Origin of the sequence: Aestuariirhabdus haliotis (assembly GCF_023509475.1) — a bacterium.
In the GTDB taxonomy this organism is placed as follows: domain Bacteria; phylum Pseudomonadota; class Gammaproteobacteria; order Pseudomonadales; family Aestuariirhabdaceae; genus Aestuariirhabdus; species Aestuariirhabdus haliotis.
Map to the genome: position 1 here is coordinate 78200 of NZ_JAKSDZ010000001.1, position 26637 is coordinate 104836.

Annotated in this window: 26 protein-coding genes and 1 tRNA gene; 13 read left to right on the top strand and 14 right to left on the bottom strand. The window is 54.9% G+C overall.

Going from position 1 to position 26637, the window contains the following annotated elements; translation table 11 throughout:
- Positions 1–85: 85 nt before the first annotated feature.
- Positions 86–161: transfer RNA gene (locus tag MIB40_RS00445), tRNA-Thr, on the bottom strand.
- Between the two features lie 325 nt (positions 162–486).
- On the opposite strand from MIB40_RS00445, the gene serA reads away from it, so the two are divergent.
- Complete coding sequence (gene serA / locus MIB40_RS00450; protein ID WP_249689582.1) at positions 487–1716, top strand: phosphoglycerate dehydrogenase; 1230 nt, start codon at positions 487–489, stop codon at positions 1714–1716.
- A 73-nt stretch (positions 1717–1789) separates the two neighbouring features.
- Here the strand turns inward: serA and MIB40_RS00455 are convergent, their stop codons facing one another.
- The 4 genes from MIB40_RS00455 to MIB40_RS00470 form a co-directional block, all read right to left on the bottom strand.
- Positions 1790–2695 carry a chemotaxis protein gene (locus MIB40_RS00455; protein ID WP_249689583.1) on the bottom strand — a complete coding sequence of 302 codons (906 nt, stop codon included), beginning with the start codon at positions 2693–2695 and terminating at the stop codon, positions 1790–1792.
- Positions 2685–3734 (bottom strand): alpha/beta hydrolase, encoded by a 1050-nt coding sequence (locus MIB40_RS00460; RefSeq protein ID WP_249689584.1) that lies wholly within the window; start codon positions 3732–3734, stop codon positions 2685–2687. The genes MIB40_RS00455 and MIB40_RS00460 overlap by 11 nt, the downstream gene beginning before the upstream one ends.
- Positions 3735–3839: 105 nt before the next feature.
- Complete coding sequence (locus tag MIB40_RS00465) at positions 3840–4190, bottom strand: pentapeptide repeat-containing protein (protein WP_249689586.1); 351 nt, start codon at positions 4188–4190, stop codon at positions 3840–3842.
- A 94-nt stretch (positions 4191–4284) separates the two neighbouring features.
- A complete protein-coding gene (locus MIB40_RS00470) occupies positions 4285–4728 on the bottom strand; it encodes an acyl-CoA thioesterase (protein WP_249689587.1) in 444 nt (147 codons plus the stop codon).
- A gap of 136 nt (positions 4729–4864) precedes the next feature.
- Between MIB40_RS00470 and MIB40_RS00475 the strand changes: the two genes are divergently transcribed.
- Positions 4865–5155, top strand: coding sequence for a DUF1244 domain-containing protein (locus MIB40_RS00475; RefSeq protein ID WP_249689588.1), 291 nt, complete (start codon positions 4865–4867; stop codon positions 5153–5155).
- Positions 5156–5225: 70 nt separating this feature from the next.
- On the opposite strand, the gene MIB40_RS00480 is transcribed toward MIB40_RS00475, so the two are convergent.
- The gene (locus MIB40_RS00480; RefSeq protein WP_249689589.1) at positions 5226–6149 is read right to left on the bottom strand and encodes an SDR family NAD(P)-dependent oxidoreductase; all 924 of its coding nucleotides are present in this window, start codon (positions 6147–6149) and stop codon (positions 5226–5228) included.
- Positions 6150–6165: 16 nt separating this feature from the next.
- Positions 6166–6636, bottom strand: coding sequence for a MaoC family dehydratase (locus tag MIB40_RS00485; protein ID WP_406566421.1), 471 nt, complete (start codon positions 6634–6636; stop codon positions 6166–6168).
- 192 nt (positions 6637–6828) lie between these two features.
- On the opposite strand from MIB40_RS00485, the gene MIB40_RS00490 reads away from it, so the two are divergent.
- Positions 6829–8100, top strand: a complete 1272-nt coding sequence (locus tag MIB40_RS00490) for an NADH:flavin oxidoreductase/NADH oxidase family protein (protein ID WP_249689590.1) — start codon at positions 6829–6831, stop codon at positions 8098–8100.
- A gap of 24 nt (positions 8101–8124) precedes the next feature.
- Here MIB40_RS00490 and MIB40_RS00495 read toward each other — a convergent pair whose 3' ends face one another.
- Positions 8125–10101 (bottom strand): alkyl/aryl-sulfatase, encoded by a 1977-nt coding sequence (locus tag MIB40_RS00495; protein ID WP_249689592.1) that lies wholly within the window; start codon positions 10099–10101, stop codon positions 8125–8127.
- A gap of 186 nt (positions 10102–10287) precedes the next feature.
- Between MIB40_RS00495 and zntR the strand changes: the two genes are divergently transcribed.
- The 3 genes from zntR to MIB40_RS00510 are packed head-to-tail and all read left to right on the top strand — an operon-like array spanning position 10288 to position 12867.
- Complete coding sequence (gene zntR / locus MIB40_RS00500) at positions 10288–10749, top strand: Zn(2+)-responsive transcriptional regulator (protein ID WP_249689593.1); 462 nt, start codon at positions 10288–10290, stop codon at positions 10747–10749.
- Positions 10746–11789 (top strand): SO_0444 family Cu/Zn efflux transporter, encoded by a 1044-nt coding sequence (locus MIB40_RS00505; protein ID WP_249689595.1) that lies wholly within the window; start codon positions 10746–10748, stop codon positions 11787–11789. Before zntR ends, MIB40_RS00505 begins: the two co-directional genes overlap by 4 nt.
- A 40-nt stretch (positions 11790–11829) precedes the next feature.
- Complete coding sequence (locus tag MIB40_RS00510; protein WP_249689597.1) at positions 11830–12867, top strand: substrate-binding domain-containing protein; 1038 nt, start codon at positions 11830–11832, stop codon at positions 12865–12867.
- Between the two features lie 34 nt (positions 12868–12901).
- On the opposite strand, the gene MIB40_RS00515 is transcribed toward MIB40_RS00510, so the two are convergent.
- The 5 genes from MIB40_RS00515 to tkt all read right to left on the bottom strand — a co-directional run bounded on the left by MIB40_RS00515 (position 12902) and on the right by tkt (position 19201).
- Entirely contained in the window at positions 12902–13645 is a 744-nt protein-coding gene (locus MIB40_RS00515) for a substrate-binding periplasmic protein (protein ID WP_249689599.1), read from the bottom strand.
- A gap of 183 nt (positions 13646–13828) precedes the next feature.
- On the bottom strand, positions 13829–14893 hold the full coding sequence (gene fba, locus MIB40_RS00520; RefSeq protein ID WP_249689600.1) for a class II fructose-bisphosphate aldolase: 1065 nt from the start codon (positions 14891–14893) through the stop codon (positions 13829–13831).
- Between the two features lie 75 nt (positions 14894–14968).
- Positions 14969–16132 carry a phosphoglycerate kinase gene (locus MIB40_RS00525; RefSeq protein ID WP_249689603.1) on the bottom strand — a complete coding sequence of 388 codons (1164 nt, stop codon included), beginning with the start codon at positions 16130–16132 and terminating at the stop codon, positions 14969–14971.
- A 25-nt stretch (positions 16133–16157) separates the two neighbouring features.
- Positions 16158–17198 carry a type I glyceraldehyde-3-phosphate dehydrogenase gene (locus MIB40_RS00530; RefSeq protein WP_249689605.1) on the bottom strand — a complete coding sequence of 347 codons (1041 nt, stop codon included), beginning with the start codon at positions 17196–17198 and terminating at the stop codon, positions 16158–16160.
- Positions 17198–19201: a transketolase gene (tkt, locus tag MIB40_RS00535; protein ID WP_249689607.1), complete on the bottom strand. Its 2004-nt coding sequence runs from the start codon at positions 19199–19201 to the stop codon at positions 17198–17200. The genes MIB40_RS00530 and tkt overlap by 1 nt, the downstream gene beginning before the upstream one ends.
- A 186-nt stretch (positions 19202–19387) precedes the next feature.
- On the opposite strand from tkt, the gene MIB40_RS00540 reads away from it, so the two are divergent.
- The 7 genes from MIB40_RS00540 to MIB40_RS00570 all read left to right on the top strand — a co-directional run bounded on the left by MIB40_RS00540 (position 19388) and on the right by MIB40_RS00570 (position 26110).
- On the top strand, positions 19388–20437 hold the full coding sequence (locus tag MIB40_RS00540; protein ID WP_249689608.1) for an ArsR/SmtB family transcription factor: 1050 nt from the start codon (positions 19388–19390) through the stop codon (positions 20435–20437).
- A 15-nt stretch (positions 20438–20452) separates the two neighbouring features.
- Positions 20453–21607 carry a methionine adenosyltransferase gene (metK, locus tag MIB40_RS00545; RefSeq protein ID WP_249689610.1) on the top strand — a complete coding sequence of 385 codons (1155 nt, stop codon included), beginning with the start codon at positions 20453–20455 and terminating at the stop codon, positions 21605–21607.
- Positions 21608–21667: 60 nt separating this feature from the next.
- The gene (ahcY, locus tag MIB40_RS00550) at positions 21668–23041 is read left to right on the top strand and encodes an adenosylhomocysteinase (protein ID WP_249689612.1); all 1374 of its coding nucleotides are present in this window, start codon (positions 21668–21670) and stop codon (positions 23039–23041) included.
- A gap of 69 nt (positions 23042–23110) precedes the next feature.
- A complete protein-coding gene (gene metF, locus MIB40_RS00555; RefSeq protein ID WP_249689615.1) occupies positions 23111–23974 on the top strand; it encodes a methylenetetrahydrofolate reductase [NAD(P)H] in 864 nt (287 codons plus the stop codon).
- A gap of 167 nt (positions 23975–24141) precedes the next feature.
- Complete coding sequence (locus tag MIB40_RS00560; protein WP_249689617.1) at positions 24142–24588, top strand: c-type cytochrome; 447 nt, start codon at positions 24142–24144, stop codon at positions 24586–24588.
- 66 nt (positions 24589–24654) lie between these two features.
- Positions 24655–25326, top strand: coding sequence for a cytochrome b/b6 domain-containing protein (locus MIB40_RS00565; RefSeq protein ID WP_249689619.1), 672 nt, complete (start codon positions 24655–24657; stop codon positions 25324–25326).
- Positions 25327–25351: 25 nt separating this feature from the next.
- Complete coding sequence (locus MIB40_RS00570) at positions 25352–26110, top strand: 16S rRNA (uracil(1498)-N(3))-methyltransferase (RefSeq protein ID WP_249689620.1); 759 nt, start codon at positions 25352–25354, stop codon at positions 26108–26110.
- A 70-nt stretch (positions 26111–26180) separates the two neighbouring features.
- On the opposite strand, the gene MIB40_RS00575 is transcribed toward MIB40_RS00570, so the two are convergent.
- Positions 26181–26636, bottom strand: a complete 456-nt coding sequence (locus tag MIB40_RS00575; RefSeq protein ID WP_249689622.1) for a chemotaxis protein CheW — start codon at positions 26634–26636, stop codon at positions 26181–26183.
- Between the last annotated feature and the right edge of the window lies 1 nt (position 26637).

Sequence of the window (26637 nt, forward strand, 5' to 3'; positions counted from 1 at the left end):
AAGTCAGAGCGATGAACTGCCAAGGCAATGGCCAAAAACGCTTGCAGCAAGCGACTGCGAAGCAACACGAGGGAATGTCAAAAGATGGTGCCGGTAAGAGGAGTCGAACCTCCGACCTCCGCATTACGAATGCGTTGCTCTACCAACTGAGCTATACCGGCACAGGCCACGAGTTTAGCAAAAGGCTCAAGATTAATTCCAGCCTCGGCAGCCCGGTCAAGGTGATGGTGCAATCCCCGTGACAGGACTGATAATTACCTCAAGACAAGCTGAATAAAATTCAACCAAGGCTCGGAAGACATTCTGATTTGCTGTGGTATGATGGGCGCCCCTCGCCACAGGGTGCCCATTAACCGATGGGTTCCAAGACCTGTCAACGCACGCTTGGCCGGGAAAAGCAGTACTAACAAATACATAATTTTCAGCAGTAACAACGCTCCGGTTTGACGATCGAGGTCAACCGGAACGAACGAGGATCGAGCCCACATGGCCACTACGTCTCTAGAAAAAAGCAAGATCAAATTCCTGCTACTCGAGGGGGTGCACCAGAGCGCCGTTGATAATCTCAAGGCAGCCGGTTACACCAACATCGATTACCTCACGACCTCTTTGCCCGATGAAGAGCTCAAGGCACGCATCGCCGATGCGCACTTTATTGGCATCCGCTCCCGCACCCAGTTAACCGAAGAGGTGTTTGATGCGGCGAAAAAACTGGTCGCCGTCGGCTGTTTCTGCATCGGCACTAATCAGGTAGACCTGAACGCGGCCCGCGAGCGCGGTATTGCCGTCTTCAACGCGCCCTATTCCAATACCCGCTCGGTCGCCGAGCTGGTACTCGCTCAAGCTATTCTGTTATTGCGCGGCGTTCCCGAAAAAAGCGCTCTGGCCCATCAAGGGGTATGGCGCAAAAGTGCCAAGAACTCCTATGAGATTCGAGGCAAGAAACTGGGCATCGTTGGCTACGGCAGCATCGGTAGTCAGCTCAGCGTGCTGGCCGAAGGCCTGGGCATGGAAGTCTGTTTCTACGACGTTATTACCAAATTACCCCTGGGTAATGCTCGCCAGATTAATAGCCTGAAAGAGTTACTGGGTACCTGCGATATCATTACACTGCACGTTCCTGAAACTGCCGCCACCCAGGATATGATCGGCGCCGAACAGATCGAGGCCATGAAACAAGGCAGCATCCTGATCAACGCCTCACGGGGCACGGTAGTGGATATCGACGCGCTGGCCGCAGGTCTGGATCAGCAGAAGCTGCTGGGCGCCGCCATTGATGTATTCCCGGTTGAACCCCGCTCCAATGACGAAGAATTTGTCTCGCCTTTACGAGGCTTTAACAATGTGATTCTGACCCCTCATGTGGGCGGCAGCACCATGGAAGCCCAGGCCAATATCGGTCTCGAAGTGGCGGAAAAACTGGCTAAATACAGCGATAACGGCACCTCAACGTCCTCGGTCAACTTCCCTGAGGTGGCCCTGCCCACTCACGCGGGCCAGCACCGGATCCTGCATATTCACCGTAATGTGCCGGGCGTAATGACGTCGATCAACAGCGTGTTCTCCGATCACAATATCAACATTTGCAGTCAGTACCTGCAAACCAATGAGAAAGTTGGCTACGTTGTCATCGATGTGGATGCCGAGCAGAGCCAGATCGCTCAGGAAGAACTGCAAAAGATTGACGGCACCATTCGTTGCCGCGTACTCTACTGATCCATCCTAAGAGCAGCCACAAAATAGCCGGCGTTAGTGCCGGCTTTTTTGTGGCCATATTGTATCGAATTCGCTAGGAAACGCTCAGCCCCTCAATAACGGCTTCGGTTAACTCATCGGTGACAAATTTGGTCAGCGAAGCATTAGCCCCACTGCGCGTTGCATTCTGGGCGCTGATGTCTCCCGCCAGGGAAGTGTGCAACAGGATATAGCTCGAAGAGAGGTCGGCGTCTTTGCGGATTTCCTTGGTCAGGGTATAGCCATCCATCTCTGGCATCTCAATATCGGAGATGATCATATCGATATGTTTACCCTCTTTACTGCTCAGTTCCCGCAGCTTATCCAAAGCTTCTTTGCCATCCCGGGCCAAATAATATGACACACCGATGGTGTCCAGGGTTCGGGATATCTGCTTACGTGCCATGGCTGAATCATCCACCACCAGGATGGTTTTTTTCTGCAGTGCTTTGAGGTGTTCCGGGTCCAGTTGGCTGACATAACCACCGGCAATATCCTCCGGTGGCGTCACCTCATTGAGCACCCGTTCTACATCGATGATCTCCACCAGCTCCTCATCGATCCGCGTCACGCCGGTGATGTAACTGCTGCGGCCACTGGCTGCCGGTGGAGGCAGGATATCTTTCCAGTCACAGCTGACGATTCGGTCAACCGAACGCACCAGAAAGCCCTGTATGCTGCGGTTAAACTCGGTAATAACAATGGAAGCGCTTTCGTTATCTTCTTGCTTCAAGGCGCCTTTACCGACCGCCGAAGAGAGATCAATAACCCCCAAAGGCTCGCCCCGTAGCTTGGCAACACCCATCACCGAAGGATGGGAATAGGGCATCTGATTCAGGGGTTCATAGGGAATGATCTCTCTGATTTTCAGCACATTGATGCCGAAAGGCTGGCGTCCCTTGAGGTGAAATAACAGGAGCTCCTGTCGACTGCCATCTGACCCTGTGCGTTCATTCTGCATTGGATAACTCCACTGATTTAACTGCGCTGTCCTTGCCTCTAGTATAACCATCGACTTCAGCTCCACCACCTTCATTAATCATCAGGTGCTGGGCAATCCATGGCAGGTAGTGTTGTCGTAATGATTCGGATTCGTTCGCCAAATGATGTCCGGCGGTCGGCTGAAAATGTACCCGGGCCGCCGGGAACAGCGCGGTATAAGTCTTGATATTAAATCGCCAGTCGACGGTAAAATCCTGCTGGCCCTGAACAATCAGGGGTGCCGCTGTTGATACCCTGGCTGCGAGCATACGGGGTATCCAGCGGGATAAAGCCCCCACCCAGGCAACGGGAAGGGTTCTGGGCTGCAGTGGATCCTGATGGCGAACAAACTCCAGGAACGCCTCGTCGCTGCTGTTGGCTGAATAACTGCGGGGTATTTCTCGCACAACAGGCTTCAGCAAGCGGTACAGCAAGCGCGCCATGGGCCAATTTCTAGGCCTTAACAGAGGGGCCAGCAGAATCAGCTGATCAAAAGGCAACGGCCGGGTGCTGACGCCCAATACTGTATCGGCTAATACCCCGGCCCCTGTACTCTGCCCCATCCCCAGCCAGGGTTTCGGCAAAGAGGCCTGTTCAGCCATGTCGAGCAGCGCCGAGAGCAACTCTCCATAATGGGCAAATTCCTCGATGGTTGCCCGTTCGCCACCGGACAAGCCATGCCCGGGAAGGTCGATGGCGACCACTTCCAGACCCTGCTGCAACAGAAATCGAATCATATGACCATAAAGGCCTACATGATCGTAATAGCCATGCAACAGGAAGCAGCTACCTCGGATCTGCCTGGGTCGAAAACGGTACAGGGCTATTCGCTCTCCCCCCTGCTGGAAATAACCAACCGATTGTTCGCCCAGCTCAGGGGGCATCAGGATTTTGTAAAAATCGAGTCCGGCCCGCTCGGTCTCCGTTAGCGGTAACAGCGCGCCCAACCCGAGTGGTCGCAGGCCATAGCGCATTTGCTGTAGCAATTGATCCATCTCGGGTGCAACATTGGCGGACATATAGTCAGGATTCCCAGTTCGTATTAGCCGCTACGTTAACCCAGCGGCAGGTTCGAAGGAAGGCAGGCCCGGTCATGACGAGCCTGGAACCAGCGAGCAACCGGCTTAAGGTCGCTGGTAACGCACCCGAATGCCGTGCTCCATCGAGAACATCAACTCATCCACATGGATCTCGACAGGAAAGAAACAGCCCGAAATCTTGGCGCCCTTGAAACTTGCCCCGTTAAGGTTAGTGCTGGTGAAATCAATACCTCTGATATCCGTATTACGAAAATAACAACCGGACATATCCAGCCCCGCCGCAATCATTCCTCGTAGATCCAGCCCCCTGAGGTCGGAACCACTGAGGTCGCCACTGACACCTTGGCTACGCTGCTGGTTAAATTCATCGATCTTCTCTTCCCGAAGTAGCTGATAAAGAGGATCGTCTTTTATTTGTGGGGTTTCATTAACCATGGTTCACTCCCGTTATCGGTTTGCAGCACATCATTGTGCCGCCAGTACCGTTTTTGCCTGATTAAAGAGCGCTTACGCCTACTTTTAGTGTCGCCTATGTGGCGGCTAACACCAAGTCTGACAACGCTTGCCGTAGCCTACCCTGCAGCGGCATCGGTTGACGCTGCTGTCGGTCAACAAAAACATGGGTAAAAAAGCCATCGGCCGCCGCTTGGGTTTCTTCAGCTTTAAACAGGGCCACTTCGTAGCGTACCGAGCTATTCCCCAGTCGGGCGACCCGAATGCCAACCTCGACCCGATCCGGATAACCCAGTTCGGTATGAAAACGACACCCCGACTCCACCACCAATCCGATGTGCGAACCCTGCTGAATATCGAGACCACCCTGTTCTATCAAATAACGATTCACCGCGGAGTCATAATAGGCGTAATACACCGTATTGTTAAAATGACCATAGCAGTCGTTATCATGCCAGCGACTGGCGAACTCATAGAAAACCGCAAACTGATCCCTGCCGGGAGGGGCTGGTCTTGTCATTACTGGTTACCTGTTGCTACCTCTGAGATCACTTTGTCAGCATAAGCCTCGCCGAACAAGCCCGGCTTGCATCCCGACCACCAATACTGATAATCAATGGATTCGACACACCTGAAGCTAAAGGCAATCTGACACCATGGATAAACAAACCGAAATCGAAGCCGCCGTATTGCGTCGCCTGATCCAACACCTCGACGAACGCAAGGACGTGCAAAATATTGACTTGATGAATCTGGCCGGGTTTTGTCGTAACTGCCTGTCCAAGTGGATGGTTGCGGCGGCTGCGGATGAAGGCGTAGCGCTCGACTACGATCAGGCCAGGGAACGGGTCTATGGCGAGCCCTACAACGATTGGAAAGCCAAATATCAGGGTCAGGCCAGCGCCGAGCAAATAGCGCAGTTCGAAGTAAACCGTCCCAAGGATTAAAACAGCGTCCCTGCCCCTATACTGCTGGTCCCGGGGTAGCAAAAGACTGCGCCACCCCGAGCGCTCGGTTTTAACCCAGTTTGATACCCAGGGCCGCCGCTGCTTTACCGATAAACTTCAGGCTTTGTTCACCGCCAGCTTGCAGCTCTTTTTGTTGGCTATTGTCGGACAGCTGGTCCCAGCCAGCCAATACATTTTCGGGGGTCTGCTCGTCCGGGGCCAGGAATATACCATCGGTTTCATAGATACGAGCACGGGCATACCCCCCGGCACCAGCGCACAGAATCTGCCGTGATGGCGCCTGTTGACAGCACAGCGCCAACAAACCGGCCGACACTGATTCCGGAGTCATCAAGTCAAATACACGTTTGTCGGGAATAAGGTCTTCGGTCATTCGCGTGCCAGCAGCCGGCGCCAAGGTGTTGGTATGGATACCATACTTGGCACCTTCCAGATGCAGGGTGTTCATCAAGCCTACCAGCGCCATCTTGGCAGCTCCGTAGTTGGATTGACCAAAGTTCCCATAAAGACCGCTGGAGGATGCGGTCATGATAATGCGGCCATACTGCTGTTGGCGCATTATTTCCCACACGGCCTTGCAACAATTAACAGAGCCCATAAGGTGAACATCCATCACTGTCTGGAAGTCCTCCAGCGCCATTTTGGAAAAACTCTTATCCCGTAATATACCCGCATTGTTGACCAGGATATCGACCCGTCCCCAGGCATCCATCGCCTGGTTTACCATCGCCTGCACCTCTTCAAACGAAGACACGTTGGCGCCATTGGCAATCGCCTCTCCGCCCTTTTGCTTGATCAACGCAACCACTTCCTGGGCCGCTTCGGAAGAACTTCCGCTACCATCCCGTGCTCCGCCCAGATCGTTGACCACCACTTTCGCGCCGCGTTCAGCCAGCGCCAGGGCATGTGAACGTCCAAGGCCGTTACCCGCCCCCGTTACTATGGCTACCTGGCCATCAAATCTCACCGTCATAAATGTTCTCTCCGCGTTACTGTTCGTTTGCCGTTACCATCATGGTTAACCATTCCGCCACCAGAGCGGGCTTATCCTGGCCACGTATTTCGATGGTGATTTCATTTTTAAAGAGAAACTGCCCGGGGTTCTTTTCCGTTACCTCGAGCAGTTTGGAATGCAGGCGTATTTCACTATCAACCGCTACCGGCTGCAAAAATCGCAGCTTGTCACAACCATAGTTAATCCCCATCACGATGTTCTCCGGCACGATACCCACCGACTCTGAAAGATGAGGAATCATCGACAATGATAAGAACCCATGGGCAATGGTAGAACCAAAAGGGGTCTGTGCCGCTTTTTCCGGATCGACATGAATAAACTGGCTATCCAGCGTGGTGTCGGCAAAATCATTGATGCGCTGCTGGTCGATCAATAGCCAGTCGGAGCTGCCCAGCTCCTGCCCGACATAATTGGACAGCTCGGCTGCCGGTACGGTTTTCAACATGGGTGACCTCCTTGGAATTATTATGAGTTGCGACCCTCCTTGCCATGCTGCAATGGCCAGGGGTACCGGAGCAAGCATTATTAACGAGGTGAATATTACGAGCCAAAAGCGATGCCGACTCTTTTTTGCAATCGACAACGAACCTACCCACAATGGCACAACAATCATAAAAACGAGTACGGAGATCTTTCTATGAGCCTGTCCCTTGGCAGCCCACTCAGCCTTCCCTGCGGCGCCCAGATCAATAACCGAATCGGCAAAAGCGCCATGACCGAGGGTCTGGCCGACGCCGAGGACAATCCGACCCCTGAGCACCTGCGGCTCTATCAACGTTGGTCCGAAGGTGGTGCGGGATTGCATATCACCGGGAATGTCATGATCGACCGTCGCTATCTGGAGCGGGCAGGGAATGTTGTTATCGAGGATGATCGAGCGTTGCAGCAGCTATCCGACTGGGCCAAGGCCGGTACCGTCGGCGGCAACCACCTGTGGATGCAGATCAGCCACCCGGGCCGTCAATGTCCGCGCCTGGTCAATAACCAGCCTCTGTCACCATCCAGCGAGCAGTTGAAACTCCTGGGCAGTTTCTCCCGCCCCCAGGCCATGAACGAAGCTCAGATCGAAGATGCCATCTCACGCTTTGCCCGCACCGCCGAAATAGCCAAAACCGCTGGTTTTACCGGGGTGCAACTGCACTGCGCCCATGGTTATCTGATCAGCCAGTTTTTGTCGCCCCTGACCAATAAGCGTAATGACCAATGGGGCGGTTCGCTGGAGAACCGAGCCCGCTTTGCCCTGCGCGCGGTGCGTGCCGTACGCGACGCAGTCGGTGACAGTTTCCCCGTCGGCGTAAAGCTGAATTCGGCCGATTTCCAGCGCGGCGGTTTCAGCCACGAAGATTCCTTGCAGGTCGCCAGTTGGCTGGAAGAAGCAGGAATTGATCTACTGGAGATCTCCGGCGGCACCTACGAACAGCTGAGCCTGTTAGGTATGGAGCCCAATGAAGTCCGCGAGAGTACCCGCAAACGGGAAGCCTATTTTATCGAGTACGCCACAGCCATGCGCGGTGCTACCAAGGTCCCCCTGATGGTCACCGGGGGCTTTCGTCAACGGGCCGTAATGGAGCAGGCACTGAGCAATGGCGAAGTCGACATGGTAGGGCTGGCCCGGCCCTTCTGCCTCGACCCGGATCTGCCCAGGAAGCTGATCGCCGGAGAGCTGGACGCATTGCCCTGTCACGAACACGACTTAGTACTCGGTAAGGGATGGTTGGGTAATAACAGTCCTCTCGAACTGATTCGAGGCATCAATACTTTTGGTCAGGTCGGCTTTTACTATTGGCAAATTATTCGCCTCGGCGGCGGCCATCACCCTCAGCCCGAACTGGGTGTATGGCGCTCATTCTGGCGCCATACGCTCAACGACTTCCGCCTTAACCAGCGGCGCAAACGGGCCGCCAGCTAGGCTTGCACCCCCAGGGCAAACTGTTCAGGGGGTGACAATATCAAAGGTCGGGTCAAACTTATGCAGCAGTCCAAACAGCTCCTTGACCGCCAGCAGGCTACCATCAATATCGATATCGCCACTGACCAGTGCGCCAAGCGCAGAATTACCCTGCGCAAGACCGTTCAACGTATCGCGGCTCAGGTTCATGGTCGCGTCGGCATCAGGGGCCTGAACTCCGGCACGGTAATTAAGCACACCATTACGTAGCCACATCATGTACTGCTGGTCCGTATCGACAAAGTTCCAGTTGATCGTGATGTCGCTGTCCTCCGCCTCGGCGGCATTGAGCTGAACGGCCATATAGTCGAAGAACATGTCCACTGTCATGGCGGCTACGATATCGGCTGAAGCGGTTCCTCTGGAAGAAAACTCGATGACGCCCACGCGCAATTCCTGGGCACCGGTCAGATAAAAGTTGCGCCAGGGACCACTCTCTGCCTGAAACCCCATCTGTTCATAGCACTGGGCCAGCATGTCCCTGGCCGCTCGATTATCCGGATCAGCAAACACCAGCTTGTTGAGTACGGTGGCGGCAAACCGGTATTCTCCCTGCTCGATATCAACTTGGGCCTTTGCCATAACGGCCTCGGCACCGCCCATATAGTCGACATATTTCTTCGACTCAGCCTCCGGCGGCAAGGGGTTCAGGTTCGCCGGATTGCCATCGAACCAGCCCAGATAATACTGATACACCGCCTTCACATTATGACTGAGGGTGCCGTAATAGCCCCGATTCGCCCATTCCCGGGCCAATGCGGGCGGTAATTCCAGTTGCTCTGCTATCTCCCGGGGGGTATATCCCCGGTTGGCATAATGCAGGGTTTGATCGTGGATAAACTTGTACAGGTCGCGCTGTTTCTCCAACAGATCGGTGACATCCTGATTACCCCAGACGGGCCAATGGTGACTGCCAAACATCAGCTCGCTGTGCGGCGCATATTTTTGAATGACCTGATCGAGATACTTAGCCCAGTTGAGGGAATCCCTCACCTTGGCACCGCGCAGGGTGTACAGGTTATGCATGGTGTGATTGACCTCCTCGGCGATCATTAACGCCTTGAAACCCGGGAAGAAAAACACCATTTCCGAAGGTGCTTCGGTACCGGGCATCAGAAAGAATTCAATCTCCACACCATCGAGGGTAAGCCGGGTACCACTCTGCTCAATCTCCCGGGTCGGATTAATCAGGGTAAAGGTTCCCATCGCTACCGACTTTCCCAACCCCGAACCCACATAGCCAGTCGGCCCTTCGGGTAACAGGCTACCAAACATATAACTGGCTCGTCGGGTCATAGCCGCACCGGCCAGTACATTTTCTGCGATCGCATGCTCCATTAATTCGGCCGGGACAATCACCGAGACTTCACCCTCATCCACCTGCTGCTGGCTAACCACCCCTTTGATACCGGCGAAATGATCAATATGGCTATGAGTAATGATGACACTGCGCACCGGCTTCTTACCCAGATGCTCGTAGACCAGCTCCATGCCGGCTTGCGCCGTCTCCTTGCTGGTAAGGGGATCAATCACCAGATAACCACTGTCGCTTTCGATAATCGACATCACTGCCAGGTCATACCCTCGCACCTGATAGATTCCTTCGGCAACCCGGTACAACCCGTAGTCATTATTTAGCTTGGCCTGACGCCACAGGCTCGGGTTAACGGTATCCGGTGCATCCCCCTCAATAAAAGCAAAGCGATCCATGTTCCAGGTATCCGCCGGGGTTTGGGTTGGCGCTATCACCAGGCTATCGGGTCGGGCAATCAGGCCCTTGCCAATCCGATCAAAATCCCTTGTATCCTGCCAATTCAGACCTTCGACATGATTGCGGTTAGCTGCCATCGTCGCCTGGCTGGCTTCTGACAATGACACTTCAGGCAAACTGTCGTCACTGCAGCCGCCAAGAGCAGCGAGCAACGGAAGAAGCAGGCCAGCGAAAGCCATTCGTGAGGTCATGTTGGGAATCTCCTGATTTTTATTCTGATTCTAAAGGGCTATTGGCAATTAGTGAGCCTAAACCTTATTCCTATACTGCATCAGACCAGAAGCACTGGGTCGATACAAGTGGGGTTAAATCAAGCTTGACCCTGATGTGTACTTCAGGGTTTATACTGCCTCCATGGTCTTGCAATGGATCCCATCATGCTAAAAATTGGACAACTGGCGCAGCAGGGCGAGGTGAGTGTGCCCACCCTGCGATATTACGAATCCCAGGGGTTGCTGGAACCCCCGACCCGAGCCGCTAACGGCTATCGGCTGTACGCCGAAGAGGCCCTGCAACGGGTACGATTTATTCGCCGCTCTCAGGGACTGGGCTTCTCCTTAAAGGAGATCGAGGAGTTACTGTTGTTGCAGGTCGATGCCAGTCAACACAGCTGCCGGGAGGTCAAACAGGTCGCCGAAGACAAACTGGGCCAGGTTCGACAGCGAATCGATGAGTTACAACAGATCGAACGCGCGCTGGAAACCCTGGCGGATAAATGTTGCGGCGGTCCGGAGGTCGCGGCTGGTTGTTCAATTCTGCGCGAACTCAGCGGTCAGGCCACTTCTGCTTCCGGGGATCATAACCCTTCAACACGGCTAAATAGAGACACCGACTCATGATTGAATTTGCCAGTAACTTCGTTATGTTGTTCTCCGATGCTGCACTCTGGTTATTGCTCGGTTTACTGTTTGCCGGATTGCTCAAAGTCTGGATGCCGACCCAGTGGATGCAAACCCACCTGAGCAAGGAAGGCGGTGGCTCGGTGGTCAAGGCTGCTCTGTTGGGGGCGCCCTTACCACTCTGCTCCTGTGGCGTTATTCCGGCTGCGTTAGGGATACGTAGGGCTGGTGCATCCAAGGGCGCCACCGTCTCCTTTTTGATCTCCACCCCGGAAACCGGGGTTGATTCCATTGCCGTCACCTACGCCCTGCTGGGACCACTAATGGCAGTGGTTCGGCCCATTGCCGCTATTTTGAGTGCCATCACCGCCGGCCTGCTAGCGGGCGTCAGTGCCGGTGTCATAAAACAAGAAAGCACCACAGGCTGTTGCAGTAAGGGGCATTGCGCAACCGATACGCCATCGACCCCATCGAATGAAACCATGGGCCAACGCATAGCTAGCGGGCTGCGCTTCGGCTTTGTCGATATCCTCAATGATATTGCCAGTTGGATGCTGCTGGGGTTGCTGTTTGCCGCGGCCATCGCTACCTGGGTACCCACCGAGACCATCAGCCAATGGGGCAGCGGCTTGCCCGCCATGGCTATGATGATTTTGATCGGCATCCCGATGTATGTCTGCGCTACCGCCTCTACCCCTATCGCCGCGGGCCTGTTACTGGCGGGTATTTCTCCCGGCACCGTGCTGGTATTTATGCTGGCAGGTCCTGCCACCAATATTTCTACGATTGCTGTAGTACGGCAAGAGCTAGGAACGCGAGCATTACTCGCTTATCTTGGTAGCGTGACAGGCGTCGCTGTCCTGTGCGGCCTGACTCTCGATGCGCTACTCAGTCAGTCGTTGTTGCCCGAGGCAATGGATGCACATAACAGCTCCTTTCTTCCCTCCACACTCAATGTGATTGCATCCGGCTTGCTGGCCCTGCTCTTTGCCAACACCCTGTGGCAACAATTCAAGGGTTCCTTCACGGCTGAGCGTTAACTTATACTGAACCAAATTCATGGATGAAAGGTTCCGCTACATGCGCGGTCAGTTTTTACTGCTGGAAGCTCTGGTGCTTCTGGCTCTATGTTTGCCTATTAACCTTCGTGCCGAGCCCCTGACCTTTGCCGTTATACCCAAAGCCATCGATAACCCCTTTTTTGACCAGGTCAGGAAAGGCTGCGAGCAGGCGGCGGCAGAACTAGGCGTAGTGTGCCGCTTTATCGGTTCCAAAGGGCTCGATATCCGGCAACAAAATCGGCTGATAGAGCAGCAGGTAGATAACAACGTCGATGGTATTGCCATTGCCGTCGCGGGTTCTGGCTTTCTCGTCACCCACAGCATGCAAAAAGTACTCGAGGCGGATCTCCCCATAGTCACCTTCGATTCCGATTTCTCCGCGCAGGACCTGCTACGCTACCCGAATCTGCGCCAGGCCTATATTGGTACCAACAATTACGCGCTTGGCCAGGCGATGGGGGCTGAGATCCTTAAGCAGCGGCCTCAGGGGGGGACCCTCTGCATCATCTCGGGGCATTCCCTGTCGCCTAATATGCAGCAACGTATCGATGGCCTGCGCGATTCATTACAGGGCCACAGGTACCCGGGTCCCAGCGCCCGATTAGATACCGCGTTTTGGCAAGAATCACCTCGCTGTCCCATGTTCAGCCGGGATAATATCCCCCGCTCATTGCAACTGACCGAATTTGCTTTACGCAGCCATAGCAACCAGCCCGATCAACTCGACACGCTGGCCATTCTGGGCAGCTGGCCACAGTCCAGTGCCCAGGATTACCTGAATCGGATTGCGCCTTACAGGAATGCCATTGCCAAGCGTGAACTGATCCTGGTCGCCGGGGACACCATGCCCCAGCAACTGGATATTTTAAAACAGGGCGGTGCCCATGCGAATGTTGGCCAAAGCCCTTACGAAATGGGCCGACATGCAATCTATACCCTTTATCGCATCGCCCGGGGGGAACCCTATAAACGGGTGATACACACCCCGATAACCCTCTGCCATCCCGACACCGTTTCCCGTTGTACCCTCTCCCAACAAAAAAGCCCCGCCCGGTAGATACCGAACGGGGCTGATCCTTGCCTGGGTCGAGTTACTGGCCCAGGTAGTCGTTGATGATTTTTTGAATGGTGCCATCTTTGTGCATGGCATCGACCGCGCTCTGCAGTTTTGCTACCACCTCATCCGGGGTGCTCTTGTTCAAGCCCAGATACAGATCCACCTTGTCAAAGGTCAGCACCTGCTTGATGCCCTTGACGTTTTCCTGAGTGGCCAGGAAGCGGCCGGAGAAACTGTTGGCAGCCCAAAGGTCAATTTTACCCGCCGCCAGTTTTCGGGCGTTAAGGTTATCGGAAGCGGCTTGCTTGATCTCAAGTCCCTGCTCCAGCAAATATTCGGTCAGCGCGTCACCCTTATAGCCGCCAACCACATAGTTCTTGGCATCCTCCAGGGAAGATAACTGAATGCCGCTCCCTTCGCGGGCGAAAAATACCCACTCATCGGGAGCCAGAGGGCCCACCCACTTAAACAGGGGTTCACGTTCTTCACTACGCACCATGGAGAAGACACCGTACTTTTCACTTTCCAGGGCTTTTTTGTAGATACGAGCCCAGGGGAAACGCAATGTTATTTTGTGATTGACCTTGGCCCGCTTAAACACCTCTCGTACGATACGTACGGAGATGCCATCGATGTCACGATCCTTGGCGTAATTACTGCCATTCAGAGAAAAATTATAGGGAGGAAAGTTCTCGGTCTGAAGCGATAACTTATAATCAGCTACCGCCGATGTACCAATAAACAGCAGTCCCCAGACAGCCCATACCAACCGCTTCATACTTCCCCCACCTATATTATTTGTAATACAAATCTGATCCCCCTTTTTTACCCCTATTCAGGAAGATCAGCAACCGTCCTTTGGTGAAAGATGGGAAAATTCTGCGCAGGTCGTTCAAATACTGAACATTCAACGAAAAAAGGCGACCTAAAGCCGCCTTTTCCTCCTTCCGATCATCTACGCTCAGGCGATTTCAGGATCCAGCTCGCCGCTCTGATAACGATCGAACATGGTATCGAGGCTGTCGACTTTGATCCTGGAAGCGTTGCCCGCGGTTCCGAAGGCTTCGTAACGCGCGAGACAAATTTCGGTCATCGCTTTGGTGGTTTCCTTCAGGTATTTGCGCGGATCGAATTCGGCCGGATTATTGGCCAGAAAACGTCGCACGGCACCGGTAGATGCCAGGCGCAAATCCGTATCGATATTGACCTTGCGGACACCGTGCTTGATGCCTTCACAAATCTGCTCAACAGGAACCCCATAGGTTTCCGGAATTTCGCCGCCAAACTCATTGATCACCTTAAGCCACTCCTGAGGCACCGAACTGGAACCGTGCATCACCAGATGGGTTCCCGGGATGCGATCATGAATCGCTTTAATACGATCAATCGCGAGAATATCCCCGGTGGGTGGACGGGTAAACTTGTAAGCCCCATGGCTGGTTCCGCAAGCGATGGCCAGGGCATCGACGCCGGTGGATTTAACAAAATCGGCGGCTTCATCGGGGTCGGTCAGCATCTGTTCATGGCTCAGGGTGCCTTCTGCACCAACACCATCTTCTTCACCCGCTTGTCCGGTCTCCAGAGAACCCAGGCAGCCCAGCTCGCCCTCTACTGAAACGCCGCAGGCGTGCGCCATCTCGACGGTACGACGCGTTACATCCACGTTGTATTCATAGCTGGAAGGCGTTTTACCGTCGTCCATCAGGGAGCCATCCATCATCACGGAGGAGAAACCCAGCTGAATAGAACGCTGACAAACGGTTGGTGAAGTGCCGTGATCCTGGTGCATACACACCGGAATATGGGGAAACTCCTCAATAGCTGCCAGTATCAGGTGACGCAGGAAAGGGGCTCCGGCATATTTGCGGGCACCGGCAGAGGCCTGAACAATAACCGGGCTATCGGTGCGATCGGCCGCTTCCATGATGGCGCGCATCTGTTCCAGATTGTTGACGTTGTACGCTGGGACACCGTAACCGTACTCGGCGGCGTGATCGAGCAATTGACGCATGCTTACTAAAGCCATGATATTTCCTCAAACTATCGTTAGTAATCGGTAGCACAGATCGAATCTGCGATAAAAAAGAGGTCGAGGGGCGCGTTAGCCGCGCGCGCGCTCCTCCAGTATAGCCACTGCGGGAAGGGTTTTTCCTTCCACAAATTCCAGGAAAGCACCGCCACCCGTGGAGATATAGGAAACCCTGTTAGCGATGCCGTATTTATCGACCGCCGCCAGGGTATCGCCGCCGCCCGCAATCGAAAAAGCCTCGCTACCAGCGATGGCCAAGGACATCGCTTTGGTGCCCTCACCAAACTGGTCAAACTCGAACACCCCGACCGGGCCATTCCAGATAATGGTGCGCGCATCTTTCAAGCTGTTAGCAAACAGTTCGGCGGTCTTCGGGCCGACATCGAAGATCATATCATCCTCAGTGACAGCGTCCGTGGACTTGAGTTCGGCATCGGCATCTTCGGCAAAGGCCTTACCGGTCACCACATCAACGGGCATGGGAATATCCACTTTTTCCAGCAATGCCTTGGCCTGTGGAATCAAATCTTCCTCGCATAATGATTTACCCACTGGTTTACCGGTCGCCGCCAGGAAGGTGTTGGCGATCCCCCCCCCAACAATCAGTTGGTCGACCACCGTCGACAGGCTCTCTAACACGGTCAGCTTGGTCGATACCTTGGATCCACCCACAATGGCGACCACTGGACGCCGGGGATTATCCAGAGCCTTACCCAAGGCATCCAATTCGGCCGCCAGCAGGGGACCCGCACAGGCAACCGGGGCAAATTTGGCAACCCCGTGAGTCGATGCCTGAGCACGATGAGCCGTACCAAAAGCGTCCATAACGAAAATATCACACAGCCCGGCATAGGCTCGGGAAAGGGTTTCTTCGTCTTTCTTTTCACCCGCGTTAAAGCGAACATTTTCCAGCAATACGAGTTCGCCTTCTGCTACCTCCACACCCTCGAGGTAATTGGCTTCCAGGCGCACAGCACAACCAAGCAGTTTAGCCAGATGATTGGCGACCGGCTGCAGGGAAAATTCTTGCGCAGGTTCGCCTTCATTCGGGCGCCCCAGATGAGACATCACCATCACTCTGGCACCTGAGGCCAGGGCCTTTTTAATGGTCGGCAGCGCCGCTCGAATACGAGCATCCGAGGTGACCTGGCCATCCTTTACCGGAACATTGAGGTCTTCTCGGATCAGCACGCGTTTACCGGCCAGGTCCAGCTCGCTCATTTTAATTACGGACATCGGAAACTTCCTTTCATTACTCGGTTTAAGAGGAAACAGGGGGATTATTCAGGGCCGCGTGCAGCCAGTGGGCGGCAACATCGAGCATTCTATTGCTGTAACCCCATTCATTATCAAACCAGGCCACCAGCTTGACCATACGCTGACCACTGACCCGGGTTTGGGTGCCATCGATGGTGGCCGAATGCCGATCATGGTTAAAATCGACCGACGCCAGAGGTTCATCACTGTAGCCTAACAGGCCATGTAAGCTTCCACGACTGGCCTGCTGCAACAGCCGGTTCAACTCGCAGGCATCAATGTCAGTGGCCAGGTTCAGGGTCACATCCATCAACGACACATTACTGGTGGGCACCCGCATATGCAGTGCCTGAAAACGGCCAGAAAGCTCGGGTAACAGCCGGTCAATGCCCAGCGCCAGTCCGGTATCGATGGGCACGATGGACTGCATGGCGCTACGCGCCAAACGCAGATCGCTGTGGTGCCTGGAATCAATTACCGGCTGGTCATTCATCGCCGAGTGGATGGTGGTAATCATGCCCTGTTCAATGCCCAGCTGTTCATGCAGCAACCGCAACACAGGAACAATACCATTGGTGGTGCAAGACGCATTGGAGACCACCCGTTGTTCAGCCCCCAGCAGATTCTCGTTGAACCCGTACACCACGGTGGCATCGACTGAGCCTGCGGTGGGTCGCGAGATCAACAAGCGCCCGGCACCGCTGTCGAGGTGGCGCTGGGCATGAACCCGATCCGGACAGGTGCCGGTGCATTCCAGCACCAGATCAACCCCCAGTTCCTGCCAGGGCAGCCGCGCCGGGTTCTCTTCGTTGAAGACCTGAATACGATCGCTACCAATCTGTAATCCACCCTGGGACTGCTCGACGGGCAAGGGGAAGCGGCCATGAGTGGTGTCATAGCGGGTCAGGTAAGTCACCGTGTCGATATCGGACAGCTCATTGATGGCCACAGGTTGCAGGCGATCACGGTAGCCGCATTCGTACAGTGCACGGAGAATGCACTGGCCGATACGGCCATAACCATTGATGGCGATTCGATAGCTCATCAGTCGACCGACAACAGTTCCTCGGACAGGCTGACCAGATTGTCGGCAGTGAAACCAAATTCACGGAACAGATCTGCTGCGGGAGCCGACTCACCAAAGCTGGTCATGCCCAGCACTCGACCATCGAGGCCTACATACTTGTACCAGAAGTCCGCATGACCCGCTTCGATCGCAACCCGTGAAGACACTTCCAGAGGCAGTACAGAGAGTTTGTACTCGGCATCCTGTTCATCGAAACGTTCGGTACAGGGCATCGATACCACTCGCACCTTGGCACCTTTGGCACGGAGCTGTTCGGCACCGGCTAACGCCAGTGAGACCTCGGAGCCGGTCGCGATCAGAATCAGTTCCGGTGTGCCTTCACAGTCGCTGAGGATATAGCCCCCGCGCTCCACGTTCGCCAGCTGAGCGGCATCACGAGGCTGGTGAGGCAGGTTCTGACGGGAAAAGATCAGCGCGGAAGGACCATCGGCCCGCTCCACGGCGCTCTTCCAGGCAACAGCGGATTCGACGGTGTCGCAGGGGCGCCAGGTATTCATGTTCGGCGTGGTGCGCAGGCTGGTCAGCTGCTCGATGGGCTGGTGCGTCGGGCCATCTTCGCCGAGACCAATGGAGTCGTGGGTAAAGACAAAGATGCTGCGCTGTTTCATCAACGCCGCCATGCGTACCGCATTGCGAGCGTATTCCATAAAGATCAGGAAGGTAGCGCCATAAGGTACAAAGCCACCGTGCAGCGCGATGCCGTTCATGATCGCACTCATGCCAAACTCACGGACCCCGTAAAACAGGTAGTTACCGCTGGCATCCTTGCTCTCGATGCCCTTGCAACCGCTCCACAGCGTCAGGTTGGAACCGGCCAGGTCGGCGGAACCGCCCAGCAGCTCGGGCAACAGGGGACCAAAGGCATTCAGGGTATTCTGCGAGGCTTTCCGGCTGGCGATGGTGGCGCCTTCTTGCTGGCACTGCTCAATATAGGACTGAGCCTTGGCCGAGAAATCGGCGGGTAGATCGCCTTTGCTACGGCGCAGGAATTCACTGGCCAGCTCGGGATAAGCGCTTTGATAAGCGGCAAAGGCCTCATTCCACTGCGCTTCACGCTCCGCACCGGCTTGACGAGCATTCCACTGTTCATAAAGATCGGCCGGCACTTCAAAGGGGCCGTGCTGCCAGCCCAGACGTTCGCGGGTCAGGGCGATCTCATCGTCACCCAGAGGAGCACCGTGGCAATCCTCTTTACCTTCCTTGTTAGGCGAACCAAAGCCAATAACGGTTTTGCAGCAGATCAGGGTCGGCTGGTCGGTATTTCCCTTGGCCTGTTCAACCGCTGCTGCAATGGCGTCGGCGTCATGACCATCCACCGCTGGAATGACCTGCCAACCATAAGATTCGAAGCGCTTCGGCGTATCGTCGGTAAACCAGCCCTCGACTTCACCATCGATCGAGATGCCGTTGTCGTCGTAGAACGCAATCAGTTTGCCCAGACCAAGGGTACCGGCCAGGGAGCAGACTTCGTGGGAAATGCCTTCCATCAGGCAACCATCACCCAGGAACACATAGGTGTTGTGGTCAACAATACTGTGGCCTTCACGGTTGAATTGAGCGGCCAGCGCTTTTTCCGCGATCGCCATACCCACACCATTGGCAATACCCTGACCCAGAGGGCCGGTGGTGGTCTCAATGCCTGGTGCATAACCATATTCCGGATGTCCGGCGGTTTTGGAGTGTAGCTGACGGAAATTCTTCAGGTCGTCGATGCTGAGGTCATACCCGGTCAGATGGAGCAACGAGTAGATCAGCATGGAGCCATGCCCATTGGAGAGCACGAAACGGTCTCGGTTGGCCCAGTCTGGATTCGCCGGATTGTGCTGCAGGTAATCACCCCACAGGACTTCAGCGATATCGGCCATGCCCATAGGGGCTCCGGGGTGTCCACTTTTGGCTTTTTGCACGGCATCCATGCTTAAAGCACGGATGGCATTGGCTCGCAGGCGACGGGAAGACATAAAGGGTAGGCTCCTGTAAGGAATGGGAGGTAGAACCATAGGGAAAATTGGGGCGGTATTTTCCCCTTTATTGCAGGCGGCAGCAATGAATTGAACAAAAAAATAGCAGCTTTACTGCTCTTCATCAGCTTAGTGTCCTGATAATCATCGGGCTTAAGGCTATATCAAAATATTTTGATATAGATATTGCTCGATTCTAAGTCCGCTGCTATTCTTCGCTCCATGCTAGCCTGCCCCACCAAAAACGATCCATCACTCGACCCCTTTGCTCCCCTCGCCCAGCTTTGCAAAGCGAGCTCGGACCCATTACGCCTGCAAATTTTGCGCGTATTGCAGAGCAATTCGTTTGGTGTGCTGGAGCTGTGCTCGATCTTCGATGTCAAGCAATCGGGAATGAGCCACCACCTTAAGGTGCTGGCCAACGCTGGTCTGGTAGATACCCGGCGCGAAGGCAACTCGATCTTTTACCGCCGCGCACTGACCAGCCCAGACCAGTTGGGGAATGAACTGCGAGCGGCTCTATTCAAGAGTCTCGATGCCGTTGAGCTAAGCCCCCAAACCCGCGATCAGGTACAGGCGATTCATCTACTGCGTTCACAAAGTTCACGTGAGTTCTTTGCCCGCCACGCGGAGCAGTTTCGCCAGCAACAGGAATTGATTGCCGATTATTCTCAATATGCCGGTAGTGCTCGCGACCTGCTGCTGGGAGATGACCTGAACGAAGCCGCAACCGCCATTGAGATCGGCCCTGGTGAAGGCGCTTTCCTGGCTGAACTCAGCCCCCGCTTCCACCAGATCTATGCCATCGATAATGCCCGGCCGATGCTGGATCAAGCCCAGGCGTTTGCCCAGCAGGCGAACTTAAACAATATCGAATTTATTCTGGGGACCACCGCAGACGCTTTGAAAGGGAATCTGCGGGTCGATGCCATCGTGATCAATATGGTGCTCCACCATGTGGCCTCCCCGGCAGAGTTAATTGAAGATGCGGCTACACTGCTTAAACCCGGTGGCCGATTAGTAATTACCGATCTCTGCTCTCACGACCAGAACTGGGTGCGTGAGGCCTGCGGCGATCTGTGGCTCGGTTTCGAGCCCGAAGAATTTACCGGTTGGGCGCAGCGCGCCGGGCTGGTTGCCGGTGACAGCCTCTATCAGGGGCAGCGCAACGGTTTTCAGCTACAGGTGCGCCGATTCAACAAACCCGCACCGCTTTATCAACAGCAAACTGCCTAGATACAGGACAACGCAATGAGCGAATATTCCCTTTTTACTTCCGAATCGGTTTCTGAAGGCCATCCCGATAAAATGGCCGACCAGATCTCCGATGCCATTCTCGATGCCATCATCAAAGATGACCCCCACGCACGTGTAGCGGTCGAAACTCTGGTCAAAACCGGCATGGCGGTCGTGGCAGGTGAAGTACGCACCTCGACCTATGTCGACCTGGAAGATGTCGTGCGCGATGTCATTCTCGATATCGGCTATACCAGCTCCGACGTCGGTTTCGATGGCGCATCCTGTGCGGTTCTGAACGCCATCGGCAAGCAGTCCCACGACATCGCCATAGGCGTCGACGAAGGGGATAGTAAAGATCTCGGTGCCGGTGATCAGGGCCTGATGTTTGGTTATGCTACCAACGAAACTGACGTGCTGATGCCAGCCCCCATTTTCTATTCGCACCGCCTGGTTGAGCGTCAGGCTCAGCTACGCAAAAAGGGTGTATTGCCCTGGTTAAGACCCGACGCCAAGAGCCAGGTCACCCTGCGTTACGATGCAGGCAAACCGGTTGCCATTGAAGCCGTTGTCCTGTCTACCCAGCACGATGCCGATATCAAGCAGGAAGATCTGCGCGAAGCCGTGCTGGAAGAGATCATCAAGCCGGTATTACCGGCCGAATGGCTGCACAAGGACACCCAGTTCCACATCAACCCCACCGGTCAGTTCATCATCGGTGGTCCGGTTGGCGACTGTGGTCTTACCGGGCGCAAGATTATCGTCGATACCTACGGCGGCGCCGCTCGTCACGGTGGTGGGGCGTTTTCTGGCAAGGATCCATCCAAGGTTGACCGTAGTGCTGCCTATGCCGGTCGTTACGTGGCCAAAAATATTGTCGCCGCAGGCCTGGCCGATCGTTGCGAGATTCAGGTCTCTTATGCCATCGGCGTCGCCGAGCCAACCTCAATTGCCATCAACACCTTTGGTACCGGCAAGCTGACCGATGAGGCGATCAGCACCCTGGTTCGAGAGCACTTCGACCTGCGCCCTCAGGGCCTGATAGACATGCTCGATCTGCGCCGTCCGATCTATCGCCCAACCGCGGCCTACGGTCACTTTGGTCGTGAAGGCGAGAACTTCACCTGGGAAAACACCGACAAAGCTGCCGAGCTTGCCAAGGCCCTTTAATACTCTCTTTTTTCAGCCGGTCGCCCTGGTGGCCGCTGCGCTCAACACAGGAGTTATTCCATGAGCAGTTTCACCGATTACAAAGTTGCCGATATGTCCCTCGCCGAATGGGGTCGTAAAGAGATCGATATTGCCGAAACCGAAATGCCGGCGCTGATGGCTCTGCGGGCCAACCACGCAGGCAACAAACCTTTGGCAGGTGCCCGCATCATGGGCTGCATTCATATGACCATCCAGACTGCTGTATTGATCGAAACATTGATCGAACTGGGTGCCGAAGTGCGCTGGTCCTCCTGCAATATCTTCTCGACCCAGGATCACGCCGCCGCCGCGATCGCCGCCGCCGGCATTCCGGTGTTTGCCTGGAAAGGCGAAACCGAGGAAGAATTCTGGTGGTGCATCGAGCAAACCGTACAGAAAGACGGTGCCGACTGGGGCGCCAATATGGTCCTCGACGATGGCGGTGACCTGACCCAGATCCTGCACGAGAAGTACCCCGAAGTGCTGGCCAATTGCCACGGTATCTCCGAGGAAACCACCACCGGCGTGCACCGCTTGCTGGAGATGCTGGAGGAAGGTTCACTCAAGGTGCCGGCGATTAACGTCAACGATTCCATCACCAAGAGCAAGAACGACAACAAATACGGCTGCCGTCACAGCCTGAACGATGCCATCAAGCGTGGTACCGATCACCTGCTGTCCGGTAAAAAAGCCCTCGTCGTCGGTTATGGCGATGTAGGTAAAGGGTCTGCTGCATCCCTGCGTCAGGAAGGCATGATTGTGTGCGTCACCGAGATTGACCCGATCTGTGCCATGCAGGCCTGTATGGATGGTTTTGAGGTGGTGTCCCCCTATATTGATGGCGTTAATACCGGCGAACTTTCGTGCATCAACACTCAGCTGATGGGCAAAACCGACCTTATTGTGACCACAACAGGCAACACCAATGTGTGCGATAAGAACATGCTGCAAGCCCTGAAAAATGGTGCGGTGGTCTGCAACATCGGTCACTTCGATAACGAGATCGATACCGCTTATATGCGAGACAACTGGGAGTGGGACGAGGTCAAGCCCCAGGTCCACAAAATCTACCGCGACCGCACCAACAAAGATCACCTGATTCTTTTGTCCGAAGGACGCCTGGTCAATCTGGGCAACGCCACAGGTCACCCTTCTCGTATTATGGATGGATCGTTCGCCGACCAGGTGCTGGCCCAGATCTATCTGTGGGAAGCCAAGTTTGCCGACCTGCCTGAAGCCGAGCGCAGCGCCAATATCTACGTTAAGGTTCTGCCCAAGAAACTGGACGAAGAGGTCGCTCGCCATATGGTTGAGGGCTTTGGCGGTGTCTTGACTCGCCTGACGGACACCCAGGCCGAGTACATCAATGTCGATGTCGAAGGTCCCTACAAGAACGACGATTACAAATACTAAAAATTGATGTCAGAGGCGGTAGCTTGGCTACTGCCTACTGCCGCAAAACCGCGTATAAAAGACCATAGAATGAATACACAAAACCGTTTTAGTAAGCGCTACAGCTTTGAGTTTTTCCCTACCAAGACCGAAGCCGGAGCGGAAAAGCTGCTTGCCACAGCCCAGCAACTGGCCCGCTATGAACCCGATTTCTTTTCGGTCACCTATGGTGCCGGGGGGTCCACTCGCGATCGTACCATCGACGCCGTAATCGGTACCCAAACCGCGACGGGAGTACCTACGGCGCCTCACCTTTCCTGCGTGGGCGACAACAAGCAGGAAATCATCGAGCTGCTGGATCACTACAAGGCGAATAATATTAACCGTATTGTTGCGCTGCGAGGCGACCTGCCTTCCGGTATGGGCTTGTCCAGCAGCGAGCTGCGCTACGCCAACGAACTCGTGAGCCTGATTCGCGAACACAGTGGTGACCATTTTGAAATCGAAGTGGCTGCCTATCCTGAGATGCATCCGCAAGCTGCCAATTTCAAACAGGATCTACTCAATTTCAAACGCAAAGTCGAAGCAGGCGCCGACGCGGCCATTACCCAGTACTTTTTCAGCGCCGATAGCTACTTCCACTTTGTCGATCGCTGCGAATCTCTTGGTATCAATATCCCCATCATGCCGGGCATCATGCCAATCACCAACTACTCCAAGCTGTCCCGATTCTCCGAGTCTTGCGGCGCCGAAATTCCTCGCTGGGTTCGTAAACAACTGGAAGCCTACGGCGACGATATCGACTCCATACAGAGGTTCGGAGAAGAGGTGGTAACGCGCATGTGCGAACGACTGTTGCAAGGCGGCGCACCCGGTCTGCACTTTTATACCCTTAACCAGGCCGCTCCCAGCCTGGCTATCTGGGAAAACCTGAAGCTTGGCGAACGCCGCTAACCATATTGACCGGCTTCCTTCAGGGCCGGTCAACCTCACCCCAGACAAGCTGTGACTTTGTCACATTCCCTGTTGCTCGATCCGACTATACTTTTGCGGTCGGGACATGCCATGCAAAGGACGTATTCCCCGACACCTTTTTATGACGACAACCGGAGTGTACGCCTATGAAACCTCGTTCCCTTCTGCTCAGCTTCTGCGCTGCCAGTATCCTGACCACCCCCATCACCACGCAAGCGGATGAGACGAACCCCAACATCGTTCACCGCCAGGGCATCTACAAAATTGCTGGCGGGCATATGACGTCGCTCAAATCCATACTGGCGCTGGGTTTTGAAGCCCCGGCCGATGTCAGTTTCCATGCCCAGGGCATTATGGATGCCTTCTCTCATATGGGTAATTCCTTCCCTCCGGGCTCTGACAAGGGACAAACCCGTGCTCGTAAGGAGATCTGGGAGGATATGGATACCTTTAAACAGCGCGGTAAAGATGCCTATGCTGCGGCGCAAGCCCTCAGAGATTCGGCCGGTGACCGCTCAGCCGAATTAGGCGCCTTTAAAAAAATGGCCAAGGCCTGTAAAGCCTGTCACGACGATTTCCGGAAGAAAAAATAACGCTGTTGATCCAAACTCGCGGTGGCCTAATCGCCGCCTCTTGCGCTAATACTTGAGAATCTGGCTATGACACCTGATGTGCCCACCTGGGATCTGCCCACTCGCCTGTTCCACTGGCTGCTGGTGATTCTGATCGCCAATGCCTGGGTCACCTGGAAATGGGGCGACATCAATATGCTCTGGCATATGTGGAATGGCTACTCATTACTGACGCTGATTGTATTCAGACTGCTCTGGGGCATCTGGGGCAGTAGTACGGCTCGCTTTACCCAGTTTATTCGCGGTCCAAAACAGATCATTGCTTATCTTAAACGGAGCTTTCAGCGTGAACATCCCCGGTATCTGGGTCATAACCCGGCCGGGGCATTATCCGTCGTCCTGCTTTTGAGCCTGGTCGGTATCCAGGGCAGTTTCGGTCTCTTCACCAGTGACGATATTCTGGTTGAAGGCCCCCTCGCCTATCTGGTCAGTACGGAAGTTCAAGAGTGGTTAGCCGGCTGGCATCGACAAGGCTTTTACATCATTTTAGCCGTCGTCGGTTTGCACATACTAGCGGTCCTTGGTCATCTATTACTGGCCAGGGACAACCTGGTCCGCCCGATGATCAACGGTAAAAAGTCCCCTTCCCAGGTGCCAGATGGCGAAATGGCTCAGATCGCACCGCTCTGGTTGGCGGCACTGACACTGACACTAGCCGCCGGGCTCGTTTGGCTAGGCGTGAATATCTGGACCTGGTGACTCCCGGCACTGGCAGGCTCGTGTTATGCTCGCGGCAACTCTGGCAGCACCATCCACTATGAGAAATCCACGCATCTACCTACCTCAACCCCTTAGCGTTGAGTCCGAACTGCAATTGAACGACGAGGCCGCCAATCATGTCGCCCGCGTCCTGCGCATGAAATCCGGCGATCCTCTGGTTCTGTTCAATGGCGAGGGAAACAGCTACCAGGCCCGTGTTGTCAACGTGGACAAACGCCGGGTCAGGGTAACGATCGAAAACCTGCTGGCATCAACCGCCGACGGCAACTTGAAAATCATGCTCGGGCAGACACTATCGAGAGGTGATCGCATGGACTGGGCGATCCAGAAAGCCACGGAAATGGGCGTTACCGACATTCAACCCCTGTTCAGCGAACGCTGTGAAGTTAAACTCAATGCCGAGCGGGCCAGCAAACGGGTCGCGCACTGGCAACAGGTTGCCATTAGTGCCTGTGAGCAATGCGGACGAAACCGGGTACCTCGAATAGGTAGCCCGCAAGCGATTGAAAACTGGATCGACGATCAGGATTCCGACCTTAAACTGGTGCTGCACCATCGCACCGATCAAGCACTGGATTCTCACCGCAAACCCGACTCGGTCTCGCTCCTTATAGGTCCTGAAGGCGGCTTGACCCAGCCCGAGATCGAGCGAGCTCAGGCAGCTGGATTCCAGGCCACAGCGCTCGGTCCCAGAGTGCTTCGTACCGAGACGGCACCGATCGCAGCGCTCAGCTTAATCCAGTATCTTTGGGGTGATATTTAACGGTTGCAGGGTAATCTGTCGCCGGGCCTATAGAGACAACTGTCAATCACCAAGGCCCTGACGCTCTAAACTACAGAGCCTGGATGATCATCTCTTCGAGTTTGATCAAGTCGGGAATCAAGGCTTCCTCCCCACTGAAATGCACCATGGCCGCTCCGCAGTCGCCTACATCACCGTCCTGTGCAACCGCTTCCTCAGCACCCACACGCACGGCATGCGGTATGCCTTCTACCACCAGGGCGTAAAAGGGCAAGTTATCGCTGCCACTGGTGCCATTGACGATAACGGTTCGCTCGGAGGCTCGCTTAGTATCAAATGTCTGCCCGTTGGCGGCTTCGAAGCTGACCAGAGGCACACGCTGATCACGCCAGATAATAGTTCCCAGGAACCAGTCTGGGCCACCCTCATCGGCTTCTGGTGGCACATAACCAACAAGTTCAGCAATGGTTACGTTGGGCACCAGCAGCTGGCCTTCTCGCAAAGGGATCATTAGGCCTGCTATGGGTTGATCAGTTGTTTCGCTCATG